Source organism: Verrucomicrobiia bacterium (assembly GCA_019634625.1).
Taxonomy (GTDB): Bacteria; Verrucomicrobiota; Verrucomicrobiia; order Limisphaerales; family CAIMTB01; genus CAIMTB01.
This window is the reverse complement of sequence record JAHCBA010000039.1, coordinates 23,164-40,425: the sequence shown is the minus strand read 5'-3', so window position 1 is coordinate 40,425 and position 17,262 is coordinate 23,164. Positions and strand designations below refer to the sequence as shown.

At 67.4% G+C, this 17,262-nt stretch carries 11 protein-coding genes, 1 tRNA gene and 1 other RNA gene; 8 read left to right on the top strand and 5 right to left on the bottom strand.

The genetic code is table 11. From position 1 onward, the window contains the following. Positions 1-359: 359 nt before the first annotated feature. Entirely contained in the window at positions 360-1,898 is a 1,539-nt protein-coding gene (gene cobA, locus KF833_19140; GenBank protein ID MBX3747429.1) for a uroporphyrinogen-III C-methyltransferase, read from the top strand. 25 nt (positions 1,899-1,923) lie between these two features. On the opposite strand, the gene hemC is transcribed toward cobA, so the two are convergent. The 3 genes from hemC to ccsA are packed head-to-tail and all read right to left on the bottom strand — an operon-like array spanning position 1,924 to position 4,826. After that, entirely contained in the window at positions 1,924-2,940 is a 1,017-nt protein-coding gene (gene hemC, locus KF833_19135) for a hydroxymethylbilane synthase (GenBank protein ID MBX3747428.1), read from the bottom strand. Between the two features lie 13 nt (positions 2,941-2,953). Then, positions 2,954-4,006 (bottom strand): glutamyl-tRNA reductase, encoded by a 1,053-nt coding sequence (gene hemA / locus KF833_19130; GenBank protein ID MBX3747427.1) that lies wholly within the window; start codon positions 4,004-4,006, stop codon positions 2,954-2,956. A 4-nt stretch (positions 4,007-4,010) separates the two neighbouring features. Next, a complete protein-coding gene (gene ccsA, locus KF833_19125) occupies positions 4,011-4,826 on the bottom strand; it encodes a cytochrome c biogenesis protein CcsA (GenBank protein MBX3747426.1) in 816 nt (271 codons plus the stop codon). Between the two features lie 319 nt (positions 4,827-5,145). Here ccsA and ffs point away from each other — a divergent pair. The 5 genes from ffs to KF833_19100 all read left to right on the top strand — a co-directional run bounded on the left by ffs (position 5,146) and on the right by KF833_19100 (position 12,141). Beyond that, positions 5,146-5,242: signal recognition particle sRNA small type (ffs, locus tag KF833_19120), an RNA gene on the top strand. 18 nt (positions 5,243-5,260) lie between these two features. Next, on the top strand, positions 5,261-7,093 hold the full coding sequence (gene dnaX, locus KF833_19115; protein MBX3747425.1) for a DNA polymerase III subunit gamma/tau: 1,833 nt from the start codon (positions 5,261-5,263) through the stop codon (positions 7,091-7,093). Between the two features lie 481 nt (positions 7,094-7,574). Beyond that, positions 7,575-8,261, top strand: a complete 687-nt coding sequence (locus KF833_19110) for a hypothetical protein (protein ID MBX3747424.1) — start codon at positions 7,575-7,577, stop codon at positions 8,259-8,261. A gap of 84 nt (positions 8,262-8,345) precedes the next feature. Then, the gene (locus KF833_19105; GenBank protein MBX3747423.1) at positions 8,346-9,644 is read left to right on the top strand and encodes a Gfo/Idh/MocA family oxidoreductase; all 1,299 of its coding nucleotides are present in this window, start codon (positions 8,346-8,348) and stop codon (positions 9,642-9,644) included. 43 nt (positions 9,645-9,687) lie between these two features. Beyond that, on the top strand, positions 9,688-12,141 hold the full coding sequence (locus KF833_19100; protein MBX3747422.1) for a HEAT repeat domain-containing protein: 2,454 nt from the start codon (positions 9,688-9,690) through the stop codon (positions 12,139-12,141). A gap of 223 nt (positions 12,142-12,364) precedes the next feature. On the opposite strand, the gene KF833_19095 is transcribed toward KF833_19100, so the two are convergent. Then, positions 12,365-12,439: transfer RNA gene (locus KF833_19095), tRNA-Glu, on the bottom strand. 124 nt (positions 12,440-12,563) lie between these two features. Here KF833_19095 and lnt point away from each other — a divergent pair. Further along, positions 12,564-14,195, top strand: coding sequence for an apolipoprotein N-acyltransferase (gene lnt, locus KF833_19090; GenBank protein ID MBX3747421.1), 1,632 nt, complete (start codon positions 12,564-12,566; stop codon positions 14,193-14,195). Between the two features lie 268 nt (positions 14,196-14,463). Further along, positions 14,464-14,952 carry a fasciclin domain-containing protein gene (locus KF833_19085; GenBank protein MBX3747420.1) on the top strand — a complete coding sequence of 163 codons (489 nt, stop codon included), beginning with the start codon at positions 14,464-14,466 and terminating at the stop codon, positions 14,950-14,952. 138 nt (positions 14,953-15,090) lie between these two features. Here KF833_19085 and KF833_19080 read toward each other — a convergent pair whose 3' ends face one another. Next, on the bottom strand, positions 15,091-17,073 hold the full coding sequence (locus KF833_19080) for a CHRD domain-containing protein (protein MBX3747419.1): 1,983 nt from the start codon (positions 17,071-17,073) through the stop codon (positions 15,091-15,093). Positions 17,074-17,262 lie beyond the last annotated feature (189 nt).

The following is a 17,262-nucleotide window of genomic DNA, read 5'->3' as shown; positions in this document are numbered from 1 at the left end:
CCGCACATTCCTCTGCCCGCCCCCCCTTGAATCTCATCGTCCCGCCTGGGACGCCCTGATCTCCGATCGTCAACAAGTAATATAATATAATAGGTCGGTCAATTCTTATTAGACAGTCAATAACTACGTGCAGGGCGTTTTGTATGTATACGTCCGTCAACAATAGAGTGCCGGTCTATTTGCCTAAATAGTCAACAATATGATGCCGGGAGTGTTGTCTGCATAGTCAACAATATTATCCCAGTGTTACTCTCATTCTTCTCAAGCCAACCAGCTCGCCAAAGCCTCGGGGCCATCCGCCCACACCAAATCGCACCCCTGTTTGCCCAGCGCACTCCTCTCCCGTTACCTTGCCCCGCATGGCGCATGGCAAGCCGGGGAAGGTTTATCTCGTGGGCGCAGGTCCGGGCGATCCGTCACTCCTAACACTCCGCGGGGCTCAGGTCCTCGGACGCGCGGACGTGGTGGTGCATGACGCCTTGGTTCCCACCGCGCTCCTGATCCGACATGCCCCGCCCCAGGCCGAGTCCATTCCGGCCCGCCCGACCCCGCCCGCCCCTCCCCGCTCTCAGGAGGACATCAACCGCCTGCTCATCGAGCATGCCCGCGCAGGCCGCACAGTGGTCCGCCTCAAGGGCGGCGATCCCTGCCTCTTCGGACGCGGCGGCGAAGAGGCCGAGGAACTCGCCGACGCCGGGATCCCCTTCGAGATCGTCCCGGGCGTCTCTTCATTCCTGGCTGCACCCGCCTCCGCCGGCATTCCCGTCACTCACCGCGAATACGCCTCGGCCGTCACCGTGGTCACTGGTCATGAAGATCCCGGCAAGCCGGGATCCATGGTGGACTGGGGCGCAGTGGCCCGGGCCCATGGCACGAAAGTCATCCTCATGGGCCTCGAACGACTGCCTGCCATCGTGGAGGCCCTCGTCGCCGGAGGCCTCCCCCCAACCACCCCCGTGGCCGTCATCCGCTGGGGCACCACCGCCCGCCAGCAGACGGTCACCGGCTCCCTGGCCGACATCGCCGAAAAGGTTCGTACCGTCGGCCTCGCCGCCCCCGCCCTGGCGGTCGTCGGCGAGGTCGTCCGCCTCCGCGACCACCTCAACTGGTTCGAAAAACGCCCCCTGTTCGGCCGGCGTATCGTCGTCACTCGCCGCCGTGAACAGGCCGCCGACCTCACCGCCCGCCTCGAAGAACTGGGCGCCGAAGTCCTTGAAATCCCCGCCATCGCCATCCAGGCCCCCACCGCCCGGCAACCCGTCGTCGAGGCGCTCGCCGGCCTGGGCGAATACGACTGGATCGTCTTCAGCAGCCCCAACGGCGTGTCCGCCTTCTTCGGTGCCCTCCTCGCTGCCTACGACGACATCCGCACCCTCGGACGTGCCCGTCTGGCCGCCGTCGGGCCCGCCACCGTCGCCCGTCTCCGCGACTTCCACGTCCGTGCCGACGCCGTCCCCTCCGAATTCCTCGGGCGCCACCTCGCCGCCGCCATCGCCGAACAGGAAAGCCTCGACAACCTCCGCATCCTCCTCGCCCGCGCCCAGGTGGCCAATCCCGACGTCTGCCGCGAACTCGAGAAGCACGGTGCCATCGTGGACGATGTCGCCTTCTACGAGACCCTCGCCGCACCCGCTTCCCCGTCAGACCCCCACGCGCGCTGGCTCGAGGAGGGCGTGGACTGGATCACCTTCACCAGTGCCTCGACCGTCGAGCATTTCCACAAGCGCTTCCCCCTGACCGCCCTCCTTGCCCGCCATCCACAGCTCCGTCTGGCCTCGATCGGACCCGAGACCTCCAAGGCCATCACCGCCCTCGACCTGAGCCCCGCGGCCGAGGCACGACCCCACACCCTCGACGGGCTGGTGGCCGCCCTGCTCGCTTCAGACCCCACCCGCTGACCAGGGTTCAAGACGCCCCCGGGACTCAGCCGCTCCGTCGCGCCAGCGCCCGCCGGGCCTCCCGACCCATCGTGCGGCCCAACCGCCGGGCCCCGGACACCGGCGCATTTCCGGTTCCTTCCCACCGTCGCTCGCCTTCGAAAGCCACCGCCCGCAAACGCAACGCCTCGCCCTCGACCCGGGCCCAGGCCGCCACCGGACTCAGGCAGCCGCCGCCGAAGCCCGCCAGAAAAGCCCGCTCAGCCTCCACACACTCCCGGCTGACGGCGTCCTCGATTCGCCGGCAAAGAGCCAGCAATCGCCGATCGCCCTTGCGGATCTCCAGACCGATCGCCGCCTGGCCGGGCGCAGGCAGCATCTCCTCCAGGTCAAGAGGACGACCGCGCAGTTCCAACCCCCATCCCCCGACGCTTCCATCCTCCGCTTCGAGGACCCGCCCTTCGGCGTCGAGCCGGATCCCCAACCGCTCCAAACCCGCCGCCGCCAGCAGCGTGGCATCGAATTCCTGCGTCGCCGCCAGCTTCGCCAACCGCGTCGGCACGTTCCCGCGGATTCCCACGATCCGAATGTCGGGACGTCGCCACCGCAACTGCGCCGCCCGCCGGGTGCTGCTCGTCGCCACCACCGCCCCCTCCCGCAACGCTTCCATGCCGCCGCCGGGACACCGCACGTCCCAACCGCGACGGCCCACCAGCACATCCCTCGGGTCAGCCCGAAGCAGCACGCCGCCCAGACGCAGGCCGTCCGGCAGTTCGGTGGGCAGATCCTTCAAGCTGTGCACCGCCAGGTCCGCCTCACCCTCGATCAAGGCCACCTCGAGTTCCTTCGTGAACAGCCCCTTCGGCAGTGTCTGCCCGGAGGCGCGCCACGACGCCGCCTGCATCCTGTCCCCCGTGGTCTTGATCACCTGCAACCCCACCTCCAGCCGCCCGTCCGCGTCCCGGCACAACCCCGCGACCAACCTCGACTGCGCCATCGCCAGCGCGCTGCCCCGGGTCGCAATGCGTACCCGCCTCGTTTCGTCGTCCCTCCGATGCGCCATCTCGGTGCTCCTTCTAGGCCGGGGCCGACATGGCCCCCGATGCCGCCGCGCCCCGGGCCGAAACCACCGCCGTGAGCAGACCGGACGCCCGCTCCCGGATCAATGCCTCGCACCGCGCCACCTCGGCCTCGCGCTGCCGCAGATGCGCCTTCGCGATGGCCTCCAAATCGTCCACGTTGAAAAGATACACGTCCGAAATTCCGATCACCCCGGGGTCGATGTCCCGCGGTACCGCCAGATCCACCAGCAACAGCGGACGCCGCCCCCGCGCCACCATCAACGCCTCCACCCGCCCGACATCCAGCACATACCCCGGCGACGACGTGCTGCTGATCCAGACGTCCGCGTCCGGCGCCGCCTCCTCCCAGTCCGCGATCGCCCGCGTCCGCTCCCCCAGCACCCCCGCCAGCGCCTCCGCCCGCTCCACCGTCCGGTTGGCAATCCACACCTGGGCCACCCCGCGCGACAACAACGCCCGCGCCACCTTCTCCCCGGTGTCCCCCGCGCCCACCACCAGCACCTGCCGCCCCTCCACCGTCTCGAAAATCCGCTCGGTCAACTCAACCGCCACCGACGCCACCGAAATGCCCCCGCGCTGAATCTGCGTTTCCGACCGGATCTGCTTGGCCACATTGAACGCCCTCTGAAACGCCCGGTTCAGCCGGGCCCCGGTGTGCCCGTGACGCCGCGCCAGTTCGTACGCCCGCTTCAACTGCCCCAGAATCTCCGTCTCCCCCAGCACCATCGAATCCAACCCGCTCGCCACCCGGAACAGGTGCTCGATGCTGGCCGGCTCGGAATGCACATACAAGACCTCGCCCGGCGGTTCTCCATCCCACCGGCTCGCCTCGATCAGGTAACGCCGCGCCTCCTCAACCCGGGCAGTCTCGATCTCCAGGTACACCTCCACCCGGTTGCACGTCGATAACCATACCGCCTCCGCGGCAATGCCTCCCGTCCGCAACCCCTCCAGCGCCGCCGGGATCGCCGTCTCCTCCAAGGCGAAACGCTCGCGCACCTCCACGGGCGCGGTCCGATGACTCAGGCCAACACAGTAAACCGGCATGACGCTATTTGTGCAGCGGCGACATCAGGTTCGTACCCCAGAAGGTCAGCATGACGAAGGCAAAACTCCCCAGCGCCCCCCATGCCAGCGGCCTCGGACCCCACCCGTGCCGCAACCGCAATCCCAGCAGCGCCGCATACGCCACCCACACCACCGCCGACCACACCACCTTCGGATCCCCCCGTACCGCCGCCACACCCACCTCCCGCATCAACCCCACCGTCAGCAACAGCCCCGCCGTCAGCAATCCCAACCCCACCCCCAACGATCCCGTCACCACCTTCTCCAACCGCTCCATCGCCGGCAATCGCGACAGCAGCGCCCGCACCTTGTGGAACTTCAGATCGTGCTCCTGCGCCAGATACAGCATCGCCGCCGCCGCCCCCAGCCCGAACGTCCCGTACGACAGCAGAATCAACCCCGCATGCAGACTCACCAGGCCGCGCGTCACCTCCCATTCCATCGCCGGTGCAGGCCGGTCCAATCCGGGCTGCAGCCCAAAGACCCCCATCATCAGCAACAGCGGCGCCCCAAAAGCACACAGAAACCGCAGTCGCGACCACATCCCCACCACCAGGTGCAGCACCACCACGGTCCAGGAAATGAACATCACCGCCTCGAACAGGTTGGTCACAGGGCAGCGTTGCAGCGAGAATCCACGCGCCAGCAATGCCGCCGTGTGGGGGACGCACGCCAGCGCCAGCCACGTGTAACACCAGCTGTCGTCCCGCCGGAACCCGCGCCGCCACAACAGCACCGCATACCCGGTCGCTGCCGCATAGAACAGCACCGCCACCCCAAACAGCAATCGGTCGGACATCACGCCCACCCCGGTACCCTAGGCCACCCCTCCCTCCCCGGAGAAGCAAAAGTCCGCCCTCGCCCCCGCCTGGGTCAGCCCCTCTGGCCTGCCCCGGTGCATCCCCGTCTATGTGGGTGCGGAGGCCCGAATCGAAGGGACGAGTTCGCGAGTCCCCAACCCACTGCACCCCACCGTTGCGGCCGCGTGGAACCCGCCCCCCCAATGCCACGCTTCGCCAGGCTCGCCCCTCTCCCCACAACTCCGGGTTGCACGGGCCCTGCACTTCCTCCGGATAATCTCCTTGCCCCACCGCGCGCCCGTCCCCCCACACTGACGCCGCCAGGGCCCATGGAATGCGGACCTGCAAACCCCGCCAGGGCCGGAAGGCAGCAACGGTAGCTCGCTCCGCATCTGCCGTGGTGTCCCTGGCATTCCCTTTCCCCTCCCGCGCCATGAGCTACCAGGTCATCGCCCGCAAATACCGCCCCCAGCGCTTTGCCGAGGTCGTCGGACAGGAACACGTCACCCAGACCCTCGCCAACGCCATCCGCTCGGGACGCATCGCCCACGCCTACCTCTTCTGCGGCCCCCGCGGCACCGGCAAAACCACCATCGCCCGCATCTTCGCCATGGCCCTCAACGCCACCGGCGGACCCAGCGCCGATTTTGACCTCGACGACCCCCGCTGCCGGGAAATCGCCGAAGGCCGCTCCCTCGATGTCCTCGAAATCGACGGCGCTTCCAACAATGGCGTCGAACAAGTCCGCGAACTCCGCGATACCGCCCGCTTCGCCCCCGCCGCCTCGACCTACAAGATCTACATCATCGACGAGGTCCACATGCTCACCACGGCGGCCTTCAATGCCCTCCTCAAAACCCTCGAGGAACCCCCCGCCCATGTGAAATTCCTCTTCGCCACCACCGACCCCGAACGCGTCCTCCCCACCATCCTCTCCCGCTGCCAGCGCTTCGACCTGCGCCGCATCCCCGCCACCCTCATCGTCCGCCACCTTCAATCGATCGCCGAAGCCGAGGGTGTCACCATCGCCACGCCCGCCCTTCAGGCCATCGCCCGCGGCGCCGATGGCGGCATGCGCGACGCCGAAAGCACGCTCGATCAGCTCATCAGTTTCTGCGGAGACCGCATCGAGGAGTCCGATGTCCTCTCCATGTTCGGGCTCGCCGCCCGAGGCCAGATCCTCGCCCTCGCCCGCGCCGTCCTTGAATCCAATCCCGCCGCCGCTCTCACGGAACTCAACGAACTCGCCCGCAACGGCAAGGACCTCAGCCGACTCCTCCACGATCTGCTCCAACACTTCCGCAACCTCATGATCGCCCAGGTCACCCATGGCGACCTTTCCCTCCTCGAAGTCACCGAATCCGAGGCCCTCGAACTTGCCGGCCAGACCTCCACTGCCTCCCAGGACGCCGTCACCCGCATCCTGGATATCCTCACCTCCGCCGAACGCCGCCTCCGCGACGCCGTGGCCCGGAAGATCTTCTTCGAAGTGACTCTCCTCAAAGCCATCGAGGCCCGCAACGCTGTCAACCTCGACCTCGTCCTCCAGCACCTCCAGCAACTTCGTCACGAAGCCGCACCTGCCGCACCCCAACCTCCGACGCCGCCCTCCTCACCGGCCGCCCCAACCGCCGCGCCGGTCGCCGCCAACCCCTCCCACCCTGCCTCCCGCCCATCCGTTGACACACCCGCCGCTGCCCCCGCACGGGCACCCGCACCCGCACCCCCCATCCCGGCTCCAACCTCGTCCGCCCCTTCCGCCCCGGCCCAAGAAGGCATTCCCGACGATCCCGTCTCCCTTTGGACCCGCCTCGTTGCCGCCGCCAGTCCGATGGCACGCGCCGCCCTCCAGTCCGGACACCCCCTGCACATCGAACGCGGCGTTCTCTCGGTCGGTTACCCGCCCGCCCACGACCATCAGCGCACCCTGGTGGATCAGGAACGCACCCGGAAGGCCCTCGAGGCACGGTTGTCCGCACTGGGCGCCCCGCTCACCCTCCGGTTCATCCGCCTCCCCGACGACCCCGCCGCCGATCCCGCCACCCCCTCGCCTGCCCCGACGCCACCGCCCGCATCCACCCCGCGCACCCCGCCCCCTGCCGCATCTTCAACGGCCGCCCCGGCCCGTCGCCGCCCTGCCCCCACCGACAAAGTCGCCCCCATCAAGATCGACCCGGTCGAGTTCAAGAACGACCCCCTCATCAAGGAGGCCCTCGAACTCTTCAAAGGCGAACTCGTCATCCCCGACACCCCAGCCCCCGAGTAGCAAGCATTCAGGGCGCCTTCCTACGACCACTCCCACAATCGCCTCCAACCCCCTCATTGCCCCCCCTTGACCCGTAACCCTGTTAAGTGACCAGGCGGTTCTTGGATTCTTGACCATCACCAAAACACCAAAACAATAGGCCAGGCGCTTTAATTGTTTACTGATTGCTAATGAGACAGTCGATTTAATTTTGACCCTGCCTGAGCTGCACCAGGTTTCCACTCTTCACTCCCCACCACCCCGCCACCGCCAAATAAATAAATAATAGGCCAGGCGATTTAAACATTTACCGATTCCATTCAATAAGACAGACGATTTATAAATTGACCCTGCCTTCTGCCTTGCTTGATCCGCACCACCTCTCCACTCCCCCGCTTCTCCCCACCCCAGGCGCCTCATTGCCGCTCCCATCGTCCCTCCCTCCCGCGCCCGGCCGCAATATACTTGGCAACGTCCCCGTCCTCGCGATGGGATGGGGCTCGTGAAACCGACCAGGGCCCCCCGCCGCTTCCGCCTTTCCACGTGGCTGTCCATCGCCCTCATGTCCGGGCCCCTCCTCGTTCATGGCGAGGAACTCGCTCCGCTGCCGGTTCAATTCCCGGCCCCCACCCTCCGCGGAACCCCCAGCGACCTTCCCTCAGGGCCTCACGTCGAACCCCCTCCGGAGAAGCCGCTCCCCCCTTTCCTTGCACCCCCAGGCGTCACCAACCTCGCCCTCGCCAAACGGGTCACCAGCAGCGTCCGCCCCTTCACGGGCAGCCTCGCCCAAGTGACCGACGGCCGGAAGGAACCGGATGATGATCAGGTGGTGGAGTTCCGCCGTGGAACGCAATGGGTCCAAATCGACCTCGGTGCCCCGGCCACCCTCCATGCCATCGTCGTCTGGCATGACCACCGGTTCCTCCAGCTCTTCCGCGATGTGATTATCCAGGTGGCGGACGATCCGGACTTCATCGAAAACGTCCGAACTCTTTACAACAACGACCGCGACAACTCAGCCGGCCAGGGGGTGGGCACCGACAAGGAGTACTTCGAAACCTACCAGGGCCGAACCTTCGACGCTGGCGGCGTGGTCGCCCGCTATATCCGCTCCTACACCACCGGCAGCAGCCTCAGCGCCCTCAACGTCCGCCAGGAAATCGAGGTGTACGGCTACGCCCTTCCTTGAGCCAATCCAGCTCCCTCCAGCTCCCATTACCCCCTCATCCCCCATCTTCGATACCGTCCCCAACTCCAACCCCCATCGAGTCCCATGAACGCCTCCCACCATACTCCCAGCCCAGCCTCCAGCCGCCGCTCATTCCTCGGTCGCCTCGGGGCCCTCGCCGGCGGTGCCGTCGCCCTCCCAACGTTCATTCCTGCCCGGGCCCTCGGCCGCGACGGCCATACCCCGCCCAGCGACCGCATCACCCTCGGAGCCATCGGCATCGGGGGCCGTGGCACCCACGTCCTGGAAGCCTTCCTCCATGAACCGGGCGTCCAGTTCGTCGCCATCTGCGATGTCAAAGCCAACCGCCGGCAGGCGGTCAAGCGCATGGCCGACACCCGCTATGGCAACACCAACTGCGCCACCTACCGCGACCTCCGCGAGTTCCTCGCCCGCCCCGACATCGACGCCGTCCTGATCGCCACCGGACCCAACTGGCATGCTCCGGCCTCCATTCTCACCGCCAGGGCCGGCAAAGACGTCTATTGCGAAAAACCCTGCACCAAGAACATCGCCGAAAGTATCGCCCTCGCCCAAACCTTCCGCCGCACCGGCCGCGTCTTCCAAGCCGGCACCCAGCGCCGCAGCCTCCCCAACTTCGCCTTCGCCGCCGAACTCTGCCACCAGGGACGCCTCGGCCAGCTCCATACCCTCCACGCCCACCCCGGCGGCCTCGGCACCGGCACCAGCGGCTGGGCCGAACCCCAACCCGAACCCGACAAGGACGACGCCGACTGGGACCTCTACCTCGGCCCGGCCGCCTGGCGCCCCTTCAATCGCAGCCTCCTCAATAACGGCGGCGGCTTCGAAAAAGGCGGCGGCATGGTCGGCGGCGGCTGCCTCGAATGGGGCTCCCACTGCGTGGACCTCTGCCAATGGGCCAACCAGGCCGACGACACCGCCGCGGTCGAGTACTGGCCCGTGGGTGATCAACTTCACGCCCGCTACGCCAACGGCGTCAAACTCGTCCTCCGCAACGATGGCTGGCTCCCCCTCGGCTCCTGCCCCGTCCGCTACGAAGGCTCCCTCGGCTGGGTCGAAACCGGCGACAACGGCGAAGTCGCCGCCCACCCCGAAAACCTCATCGACCGCTCCCGACCCAAAATCGCCGGATACCCCGCCAACTTCCATGTGCGCGATTTCCTCGCCTGCGTCCGTTCCCGCGCCCAACCCCGCGCCAACGCCGACGTCGCCTGCTGGTCCCATATCACCTGCCACGCCGCCAACATTGCCCTCTTCCTCGGTCGCAAAGTCACCTTCGACCCCGTGAAGCTGGCGTTCATCGGCGATGACGAGGCCAACCGCCTCCGCTCGGAGGCCCTCCGCGAACCCTGGCGCATCTGAACCCCCTCCCTGCACCTGCCAGCCACCCCCGTCCCCCATCCTCATGAACCGCTCCTCGATCGCCTCCCTTGCCGCCTCCCTGATCGCCCTGCTGGCGGCCCTCCCCACCCTCGCCGCCGAGCCTCCCTACGCCTCGGCCGAACAGGCCCGCCAGGCACTCTCCATCCTCCAATCCAGCGCCCCCCCCTCCGAAAAGGCCGTGGCCTGCAAACGCCTCGCCGTGTACGGCGGACCCGAGGCCGTCCCCGCCCTCGCCAACCTCCTCTCCGATCCCCAACTCGCCTCCTGGGCCCGCATCCCGCTCGAAGTCATCCCCGGTCCCGAAGCCGACCTGGCCCTCCGTCAGGCGCTCTCCCGCCTCAATGGCAACCTCCTCGCCGGGGTCATCAATTCCATCGGCGTCCGCCAGGACGCCTTGGCCGTGGATCCCCTGATCCTCCACCTCCAGGATCCCAACACCGAAGTCGCCAACGCCGCCGCCATCGCGCTCGGTCGCATCGCCTCAACCCCCGCCGTCGCCGCTCTCGAAGCCGCCCTCGCGTCAACCCCATCCGCCCTCCGCTCCTCCGTCGCCGAGGCCCTGATCCTCGCCGCGGAAAGCGCCCTCGATCAGCAACAACCCGGGCAGGCCTCCCGGCTCTTCCACACCGTCCGCCAGGCGAACGTCCCCCTCCAACGCCAGCTCGAAGCCACCCGCGGCGCCATCCTCGCCCAACCGGCCTCCGGCCTCCCCCTCCTCCTCGACACCCTCCGCAATCCCCTCCACCCCGCCTTCGCCATGGGCCTCCGGACCGCCCGCGAACTCCCAGGCCAGCCCGTCACCGAAGCCCTCGCCGCCGAACTCTACCGCCTCCCGGACGACCGCCAGTCCCTCCTCCTCCTCGCCCTTGCCGACCGTCGTGACGATGCCGTCGCCCCGGCCATCCTCGGCGCGGTCAATCGCGGTTCCACCCCGCTCCGCCTTGCCGCCATCTCCACCCTCGAACGCCAGGGCTCCGCCGACGCCATCCCCGCCCTCCTTCAGGCCGGCGTCGATCCCCAACCCGATGTCGCCCAGGCCGCTCAAAGCGCCCTCACCCGCCTCCCCGGCGACGCCATCGACCGCGCCCTGGCCGCCCGCCTCCCCCAGGCCTCCGGCCCCACCCGCCTCCTCCTCGTCTCCCTCGCCGGCCAGCGCCGCATCGCCGAGGCCGTCCCCGAACTCCTCCAGTCCGCACAATCCGACAACCCCCAGCTCCGTCGCCAGGCCATCCAGGCCCTCGGCGAAGCCAGCACCGCCGCCCATGTCGGCCCCCTTGCCGATCTCCTCCTCGCCGCCCCTTCCGAAGAGGAACTGGAAGACCTCGAAACCGCCCTCGATACCGCCTGCGACCGGATCTCCGACAAGGCCGGCGCCACCGCCCCCCTGCTGTCCAGACTCGCCAACGCCGAACCCGAGGGCCGTGCCGCCCTCCTCCGAATCCTCGGCACCACCGCCACCCCAGGGGGTCTCCGGGCGGTCCACGCCCATCTTGCCCACCCCGACGAATCCGTCCGTGATACCGCCTTCCGCGTGCTCGCAGCCTGGCGCGATCCCGCGGCCATCCCCGCCCTCGTTCAGGTCCTCCGTTCCCCCGCCCAACCCGTCCACCAAACCCTCGCCCTCCGCGGCGCCGTCCGCCTCCTCGCCCAAGGCAATCTCGCCCCCGCCCAACGCCTCCCCGCCTATCGCGACCTCCTCGCCCTGGCCCAACGACCCGACGACCGCAAACTCATCCTCTCCGGCCTCGGCTCCGTCCCCGATCCCGACGCCATCCCCGTCGTCCAGCCGCTCCTCGCCGATCCCTCCATCCGGACCGAGGCCGAATCCGCCCTCCTCAGCATCGCCACCCATCTCACCTCCTCCGCCCCCGCCCAGGCCGAAGCCCTGGCCAAACAACTGAAAGCCTCCTCCACCGATGCCTCCATCCGGGACCAGGCCGCCCGGGTCCTCGAACGCCTCGACCAATACGGCGACTACATCACGGCCTGGCAGTTCGCCGGTGCCTACACCCTCTTCGCCGGCGAAGGCGGTTCCCTCTTCGCCCGGGAGTTCCCCCCGGAAAGAGACGATCCCTCAGTCCAGTGGCAACCCCTCCCCGCCGGCACCCAGGCCCATCGCCCCTGGATGATGGACCTCCTCGCCACCGGCACCGGACCCAACCGCTGCGCCGGTTATGCCCGTACCTGGGTCCACTCCGCCGTCGCCCAGCCCGCCCAGGTCGAACTCGGAGCCGATGACGGACACAAACTCTGGTGCAACGGCGAACCCGTCTCCCAGGCAAACCGCGGTGGCGCCGCCGTCCCCGGCGAATTCAAGACCATCGTCTCCCTCCGCCAGGGCTGGAATCTCCTCCTCCTCAAGATCACCCAGGACACCGGCCCCTGGGAGTTCTGCCTCCGCCTCCGCACCTCCACCGGAGAAAGACTCGAAGGCCTGAAGATCAGCGCCGCCCCCCCCGAGTCCGCCTCGCATTAACGTCCATCCGGAACGGGGGGAGGGGCGAGCGTCCTCGATGACTGGGAACAGGTTCATCGCCCGCCAGGCGATTTGCCCGCACATGGCAGCCATCGGCTCGCTGATGTTACGCGGCTTGCGGCCCGGGCGGATCCTCTCCTTCGCCACCTCGGAGTCGTCACCGCACCCTCGATCCCGGGGATTCGATGAGCCTGGAGCTCTGGAAATGAGGAGCCTGGAAGCTTGGTAGCGCGTACGGGAATCGAACCCGTCTTTCAGCCTTGAGAGGGCCGTGTCCTAACCGATAGACGAACGCGCCACATGGGCGGGGGACCAGTCAAATACGGCACGCCCTCCCTTGTCAATCGCCCCAGTCCTCGAATCAACCCTCCCCAAGACGCATCCTTGCCGCCGGCAGCGCTTCGCAACCAAGCTGCCGCCGCTTGAAGGCACTCGCTTCGGATGGCTGGAGACTCGCCGCGGCGGCAGGCGTGGGCACCTTGTGGGCGGCGTCGTTCCCCCGCCTCGACATGGCCGCCTTTGCCTGGCTGGTCCCGGGTGCCCTGCTGCTCCTGGTCACCGGCGCCCAACCCGGCCTAGCCTTCCGCACCGCCTACGTCGCCGGGGCCGTCCACTACGCCATCAGCCTGTCCTGGCTCCGCTACATCCCTTTCCCAGCCGGCGCCTACGCCGGATGGGTGGCACTCAGCCTCTTCCTGGCCCTTTTCCCGCCCCTCTGGGTACTCGCCGTCACCACCTGCGGACGCCGCCTCGGTGTGCTGGGAGCCGAACCGTGCCCACCCCGGCAGTGGGCCGTGCACCTCCGCGGGATCTCCGCCTGGCGACTGCAAGGTTGGTGCCTCACCGCCGCCGCCGCCTGGGTCGCCTGGGAAATGCTTCTCGCCCGCCTGTTCGGAGGCTTTCCATGGAACCTCCTCGGAGCCTCCCAGTACCGGATTCTTCCTCTCGTGCAGACGGCTTCGATCGCAGGCGTGTACGGCATCAGCTTCCTCGTGGTCTGGTTCTCGTCCGCTCTGGCCATCGCCCTCCTCCTGCTGGTCCGCTATCCGGGGCAACGCACCCTCTGGTACGGCACGCTGGCCCCTCCCGGTCTTGCCGTCCTCGTCGCCTGCGTTGCCGGATTCGCTGCGCTCCGCGCTCCGCCCCCCCCATCGCGCCTCGCCGTCGCCATGGTCCAGCCCAGCATCCCGCAGACCGTCATCTTCGATCCGGCAGAGTCCGCCAATCGCTTTGAAGCCCTCCTCGATCTCACCCGCCAGGCAGTCGCTTTCCAACCCAACCTCATCGTCTGGCCCGAGGCTTCGCTGCCGGGTGGGCTCGGGCCGGACGATTTTGAACGACTCATCGAGGTGGTCCGCTCCGCCCGGGTCTGGATGATCTTCGGCGCGGACGATTCCGAGGAGGATCCCGATCCCGCCGCAAACGGTGCCGTCCGCTACTACAACGCCGCCTTCCTCGTCAACCCGGACGGCCAGGTACTGGCCTTCTATCGCAAGCGCCGCCTGGTCATGTTCGGGGAATACATCCCCTTCGGTCGCTGGCTTCCGTTCCTGCGCCGCCTCGCGCCCATCGGTGACGGATTCCAGCCCGGCAATGCCCCTGTCCGCTTCCCGTTGGCAGACCTCAACGCCACCACCTCCGTCCTGATCTGCTTTGAAGACAACTTTCCCCAGCAGGCCCGCCAGCATGCCGAGGAGGGCGTCGATTTTCTCCTCAATCTTACCAACAACGCCTGGTTCGGCGAAAGCGCCGCCCAATGGCAGCACATGGCCAACGCCGTCTTCCGTGCCATCGAAACCGGCCTGCCCCTCGTCCGCTGCTCCAATAACGGAATCACCTGCTGGATCGATCCCCACGGACGGATCCACGCGTCCCGCCTGACCCGGGGCGACGACGTGTACCGCGCCGGGGTGGAAATCGCCTCGATCGGATGGTCCAACGGCCCGGCGACACCTTATCGCCGGTTCGGCGACCTTTTCGGATGGCTTTGCGTCGCGGTCACCGCCATCGGCGTCGGCCGGCCCAGATTCCCAAGGCATTCACCGCCCCGCTAACCCCAGGCCTCCGCCGGAACGAACACGGAGCCCGCCCCTCGCCGCCCCAGACCGATCGCGCTTCCCAACCCACGCGACCTCGGCAGCCCCACTCCCACCGCGTTCAATCGACAAATGCTATCCAAAAGATCAACAAGAGCCAAGACTCCAAAAGTTATTTAGACAAATACTAAACTCTTTTTTGACACTACATAAACCTTGGCCACCTTGAACCCGTTCGTCGTTCGAACCTGTACCAACCAAATCATCCATCCGAACTCGTAAAACCATGAAAAAGCTCGTTGCCATCCTCACCGTCGCTGCCACCTCCGCCCTGATCGGCGTCGCTCAGGCCGATTACAAGAAGCCGTCCGATATCGTTGCTGTCGCCCAGTCGGCGGGACAGTTCAAGACGCTGGTTGCCGCAGTCCAGGCGGCCGGTCTCGTCGAAACCCTGCAGGGCAAGGGTCCCTTCACCGTCTTCGCCCCCACGGACGAGGCGTTCGCCAAACTCCCCGAAGGGACCGTCGCCGAACTGCTCAAGCCGGAGAACAAGGCGAAGTTGCAGGCCATCCTCAAGTACCATGTCGTCCCCGGCACCGTGAAAGCCGCCGACGTCAAGCCCGGCAAGGTCAAGACGGTCCAGGGTCAGGAGTTCACCGTGAGCGTGACGGATGGGAAGGTCCAGGTGGACAAGGCCACGGTCGTGAAGACCGACATCTCCGCGAGCAACGGCGTGATCCACGTCATCGATTCGGTCATTCTCCCCCGGAGCTGAACCCACCGCCCCCTCCGGCCCGAAGCGCCTCACTCAAGGTGCCTCGGGCCTTTTCTTTGGGGACGACCCTGATCAGTCCGGTCATTCGCATCCCGGGGAGGATCGACGGAGAGGTCCGTCCATCCTCCCCATCGGAGTTCACGGCGAAACTGCGGACACCACCTGTCCCCGGATCTCCCCTCCCCCATGTGCCCCGGTGTGGATATTCACATAGGTCAACCCGTCCCGGAGCATTGTCACCTGTTCCGACGTCAGGTGAGCAACGCCGAAGAAGGCTCCACCCGCCCCAAATGGCCCGACGTGCTGCGGGGCGAGATTGACCAGCACCCCGGCGCTTTCCTCCACACCCGCGGGACCATGAATGTGCGCCGCCACCGCCGGCCCGGTGAGGTCCCGATACTGCAGGTTCATCCACACCGTATTCCCTTCCAGCGCGACCATCCCGGAACCGGTGCCCGGCGTCTCCACCGGGTTCGGTCGCTCGGCCGCGCCTGACATGGCCACGGCAAACGGCATGGCGGTGACGGACCCGCGGATCTGGCCGCGAATTTCCCCACCCGGATTCGCGGCGGTGTGCACGTTCACGTAGGTCAACCCTCCGGCCAACGCCTCCAGTTGCGCAGGGGTCAGGGTCGCCGTCCCGGAAAAATGCCCGGACACCCCGAACGGCCCGGCGTGGAACGGCTCCAGGTCAATGAGCACCCCGGCCGTGCCCGCGGCATTCGCGGGACCGTGGATGTGAGCCATCGTCGCCGGCCCCGACAATCCGCGGTAGGCGATCTCCAGGGTGAGCTGAAGCCCGTCGAGCAGGAACAAGGCCGTGCCCCGCCCGTTCGACACCACCGGATTGGGCCGCTCGCTGGCCCCATTGAGAACCGCCTGATGCAAAATCGGGAGCACCTGCCCGCGAATCTCCCCACCCCCATGCGCCCCGGTGTGGATGTTCACATAGGTCCGCCCGTCGAGCAGCGCGGCCTTGACGGCGGGCTCAAGCGGGACCGAGCCCGAGAATCGTCCCGAAGCGCCGAAGTCACCCTCATGGAACGGCGCCAGGTTGACCATCACCCCGGAGCTTGCCGTCATGTCCGAAGGACCGTGGATATGCGCTGCCACCGCCGGACCCGACAGCCCCGCATACTCGATCTCGAAGGTCAGTGTCTCGCCATCCAACCGCAGCGTGCCCGCCCCCGTGCCGTCGGTGATCACCGGTTCCGGTCGTTCGAACGCCCCCGCCAGGGTCACCGTGAACCCGATCGGTCCCGCCCCCGCCAAGTCCACGATCCGAAAGTAGCCCCCTGCCCCATCGGAGGGCACCGTCGCCATCCGCGCCGCCGAAACGCCACCCGTGGCCACCCATGGCTCATCGAGATGCACCGCCGACTGCACCACGAACGGGCCGACCCCATCGGACCAGCTCAGTTCCAACCCCTCCGCCACTGGAGTCACGCCGGTCAACCGCGTCGGCTCCACCCCGGGCGCGTCGCCCACTTCAACCGAGATGGCAGTGGAGGTCGCCGTGTCGCCGTCGTCGTCGGTGGCCCGCACCGCCAGCATGTGGACCCCGGGCGCCAACGGGAGCGTCAGCACGTAGGGCGGCACCGCCACCTCGCCAGCCACCTCCCCGTTCCTCAGAAACTCAACCCGGACCACGTTCCCGTCCGGGTCGGACGCTTCGGCCACCATCTCGACCAAAGCCGGAGCCTCGAACCGTGCTCCGTCCAGCGGAGCAATCAGCGCCACAGTCGGCGGCTGGTTGGCGGGAGGCGCCGGGCGGCTGTTGGGATCGCCCGGATTCGTCACCTGATGATTGGGAATCAGATTGCGGGTCCCCTCGGGATCGCCCAGTTCCTCCCCGTTGGTGAAGCCGTCCCCATCCGAATCCAGCGCCGCCAGCGCCGCCGACCAGAAGGCCCTCGAAGTCGTCCCGGTGATCGCCTCGACGGCCTGCCCGAATGGATTGCGCGGCCCGCCTCCCCCCGGACTGACATGGCAGTTCGCGCATTGAAAGACATGCCCGTTGGGAAGCTGCGCCACCCGGAAGTCCATCGCCTTGACCGCCGGAGGCCCCCCCCAAGCCAGTAACGTCAGCACTGCGATCCAACCCTCTCGGGCTCTGGACATGCAAAGACTATGCCGGTGCGCCGCCTCTCCAGGTAGAATCACATCGAGTTGGTTCACGGCGGTAAGAGCATCTTCCCCCGGATAGGGTTCCCGGAATTCTTCTCCCAAGAATCCGTGTCACGCCCGAGAAAGTCTCACTACCGGACGAATCCTCTGTCGGTCAACATCTTAAAATAATTGGACCGTCTT